The organism is Aeromonas sp. R9-2 (assembly GCF_040908025.1).
In the GTDB taxonomy this organism is placed as follows: Bacteria; Pseudomonadota; Gammaproteobacteria; order Enterobacterales; family Aeromonadaceae; genus Aeromonas; species Aeromonas veronii.
In genome coordinates this window covers 1-2,948 of sequence record NZ_JBFOCX010000005.1, presented here as the reverse complement: position 1 = coordinate 2,948, position 2,948 = coordinate 1, and the positions used below count along the sequence as shown (strand labels likewise).

The 2,948-nt window shown below is 55.9% G+C and carries 3 protein-coding genes; 2 read left to right on the top strand and 1 reads right to left on the bottom strand.

The features are described 5' to 3' along the window. Positions 1-171: 171 nt before the first annotated feature. Positions 172-1,290: a fatty acid desaturase gene (locus AB5Y71_RS01145; RefSeq protein WP_368170797.1), complete on the bottom strand. Its 1,119-nt coding sequence runs from the start codon at positions 1,288-1,290 to the stop codon at positions 172-174. A 147-nt stretch (positions 1,291-1,437) separates the two neighbouring features. On the opposite strand from AB5Y71_RS01145, the gene fabR reads away from it, so the two are divergent. Continuing rightward, positions 1,438-2,058, top strand: coding sequence for an HTH-type transcriptional repressor FabR (gene fabR, locus AB5Y71_RS01140; RefSeq protein ID WP_005339921.1), 621 nt, complete (start codon positions 1,438-1,440; stop codon positions 2,056-2,058). A gap of 19 nt (positions 2,059-2,077) precedes the next feature. Then, a complete protein-coding gene (locus AB5Y71_RS01135) occupies positions 2,078-2,443 on the top strand; it encodes a YijD family membrane protein (protein ID WP_005339919.1) in 366 nt (121 codons plus the stop codon). Positions 2,444-2,948 lie beyond the last annotated feature (505 nt).

Sequence of the window (2,948 nt, the reverse complement as noted above, 5' to 3'; positions counted from 1 at the left end):
ATCAGCTTTGAGCAGGCCTGTGAACAACTGGGTCTTAGCCAGCAGGAGCAACAGGCACTGGATCAGTTGCAGCAACAGCAGAGCCAAGCCAACTAGCTTGAGTTGAATCATAAAAGAGAAGACCGCCAGCAGGCGGTCTTCTCTTTTAGTCTCTGTGATAACCGGACGGCATCATGCAATACCTGCCAGCAAACGACTCCAGTTGCGTTTACCAGCGATGAAGCCGTCACGCAGGGCCCGGTGCTCCAGTTGCAGCTTGAGGCTGTCATAGCGCGCCAGCGCCTTGCGCTTGCGCAGCTCCAGCAGCCGCTTGCGACTGGCGTAATAGTGTTGCAACTGCTGGCTCAGCTTGTCGTACTCCTCCTGCAGCAGCGCCTGCCACAGTTCACGATCTTCCTGCTTGCGCAACTTGGCTTGTGCCCGTTTCAGCTGCATCTGCAGCCGGGCTTGTTCGATACGCTCCTCCGGCGAGGATCTGAGATCCCCCGCCAGACCACACCAGGAGGCGAGCCGGATCAACCACTTGGTCGGATCGAACTGCCACCAGTGAATGCCGTTGCGGTAATCATTCTCGAACAGGTGGTGAAAGTTGTGGTACCCCTCGCCAAAGGTGAAAAAAGCCAGGATGCCGTTATCGCGAGCGGTATTGCGATCGGTATAGGGCTGACTACCCCAGATGTGGGCCAGCGAGTTGATGAAGAAGGTGGTGTGGTGGGTCATCACCATCCTCAGCACGCCCGCCAACAGCAACATGCCGAGCAAGTCCCCATGCCACAGGCCAAGCAGCAGCGGCAACCCCAGATTGGCCGCCAGCGCCAACGTCAGATAGTGACGGTGCTGAAACGCGACCACCGGGTTATTCTGCAGGTCACGCACATTGCTGTAATCACCATAGCGATCTCCTTGATGCTCCCGCAACATCCAGCCGATGTGGGAATACCAGAAGCCGCGCCCCGCGCTGTAGGGGTCTTTATCGTTGTCATCCACATGACGATGATGACGGCGGTGATCGGCCGACCAGTGCAGGGCCGAATTCTGAAGCGCCAACGCACCGCCGATGGCAAACAACCACTGCAAAGCGGGGTGCGCCTTGTAGGCCTTGTGCGACCAGAGCCGGTGATAGCCTGCGGTGATGGATAGACCACTCAGGCAGAACAACAACAGGAAACTGGCCCACTGCCAGAGATCGTAACCGTGGCTCATGCCGTACCAGGGTACGACAATCAACGCCACTATCCCGGAGAGGGAAAACAGCAGGGTATTGGTCAAAATAATCGGGGGTCTGGCCATCTCATTGCATCCTTTCAGCGAACAGCTGTTAGCCATTTTCTATGGTGATTTCCTCACGGTCAATGGTAAAAAAGTAGGATACAAACCTGATCCTGAGGCGCCTTCGGGTTATCATTTGTCCTCGTTAAGCTGAAGGTGACTGATTTCGTGGGTATTCGCGCTCAACAAAAAGAAAAAACCCGGCGTACATTGATCGATGCTGCATTCAGCCAACTGTGCGCCAATCGGAGTTTCTCCAATCTCAGCCTGCGGGAAGTCGCTCGCGAAGCGGGTATCGCGCCCACCTCTTTCTATCGCCACTTTCGCGATATGGAGGAACTGGGCCTGACCCTGGTTGACGAAGGAGGTCTCACCCTGCGCCAACTGATGCGCCAAGCACGCCAGCGCATTGCCGGTGGTGGCAGTGTCATCAGCACCTCGGTGCAGACCTTTATGGAGTTCGTCGAGAACAACCCCAACATCTTCCGGCTGCTGCTGCGGGAACGCTCCGGCACCTCGGCCGCCTTTCGTCAGGCGGTGGCTCGCGAAATCCAGCACTTCATTGCCGAGCTGACCGATTATCTGGAAGCCACTACAGAAGCACCACGGGAAGATGCCTACATCCAGGCAGAAGCCATGGTCACCATCGTCTTCAGTGCCGGTGCCGATGCACTCGACATGACCAGCGAAGAGTGCCGTGCACTCTCCGACCGAACAATTCGCCAACTGCGGATGATCGCCATGGGCGCCGAGGTACAAAACCAGAAGCGCCGTGAACCTCACCCATGACCACAGGATGGAGAACGATATGACTGAACAGCTTATGATCCCGAAAAAACCGCTCGCCATGGCCATGCTGATTGGTATCTGTGGCGATGCCTCTCTGGCCGTGCTGACCAACTCGGTTGTGCCTTTCTCCTTCTTCCCGCTGATTGCCCTCTGGCTGGCGGCCTATCAGCTGTTCCAGCACTATCGCCATGAACCCATGGTGGGCAACACCCCCATCTGTACCCTGCTCTGCTTCTTTATCGGTGTCTTCGGCCACTCCGCGCTGCTCAAGGTGCAATACCCGGAACTCGGCAGCAACTTCTTCTCCCTGATCATGATGCTGCTGCTACTGGCAGCCCTCTCCATCAAGCTCGGCCTGAGCATTGGCAACAAAGAGAAGCCCTGATAAATCGACCGAGTGATGGTAATCAGTTGATAGATAAAGCAAAGAGGCCTTCCCGTCGGGAAGGCCTCTTTGCTTGAACGGTACCTGATTAATCCGGCAATCTCGGTATTCCCAACCTAGCCAAGCTGCTGGGCTTCAAGATCGACGTACAGATGGAAGAGGGGGTGGTCAATATGGGACTGCCCTGTAGTCAGCAAGCGACAGAAGCCTGATTTGACCCCTTGTAGACTCGTTCAAATGGCTGATAAGGCCCGGATATAGCCAGAAAATGGCGGGAATAACCGGCTATCTGGCACTCTTACTTGGCAGGGCAAAGCCAGATATTGGTGGTTTAACACGCTAAAAACACCAAAGCCCGGTCGTGAAGCCGGGCTTTGTGTTGATTCTGGTGTGCAAATCTGTGGGTCTTATGGACAAAATCGCCCATAGCAAAAAGGCCTTCCCATCAGGGAAGGCCTTCAAATTAGTGGCGGAGCGGACGGGACTCGAACCCGCGACCCCCGGC